This is a genomic window from Microbacterium sp. 18062 (assembly GCF_902706225.1).
Classification (GTDB): domain Bacteria; phylum Actinomycetota; class Actinomycetes; order Actinomycetales; family Microbacteriaceae; genus Microbacterium.
Genome location: NZ_CACSKB010000385.1, coordinates 1 through 443, shown reverse-complemented (window position 1 = coordinate 443; position 443 = coordinate 1). Strand labels below are relative to the sequence as shown.

At 68.4% G+C, this 443-nt stretch carries 1 protein-coding gene; it reads left to right on the top strand.

The window, feature by feature from the left end:
• A partial coding sequence (locus GVL03_RS20320) for a circularly permuted type 2 ATP-grasp protein (protein WP_200847346.1) occupies positions 1-443 on the top strand: 443 nt, incomplete at both ends.

The following is a 443-nucleotide window of genomic DNA, read 5'->3' as shown; positions in this document are numbered from 1 at the left end:
GACCTCAACTACGTGCTCGACCACCTGCACGAACTGGTGGTGAAGGAAGTGCACGGCGCGGGCGGCTACGGCATGCTCATCGGCCCGGCCGCGACCAAGGCGGAGATCGAGGAGTTCCGCACCGCGCTGCTCGCGAACCCGGCGGGCTACATCGCGCAGCCCACGCTCTCGCTCTCCAGCTGCCCGACCTATGTGGAATCGGGCATCGCCCCGCGCCACATCGACCTGCGGCCCTTCGTGCTTTCGGGCCAGAAGGTGCAGATGGTGGCCGGGGGCCTCACGCGCGTGGCGCTGAAGGAAGGCTCGCTGGTGGTGAATTCGTCGCAGGGCGGCGGCACCAAGGACACCTGGGTGCTGGGCGAGGGCGACGTAAACGGCAATGGCAACGGCATGCAGGACGCGGGCATGGCGCAGTCGCTGGGCGGAATGACGCAGTCCATGGG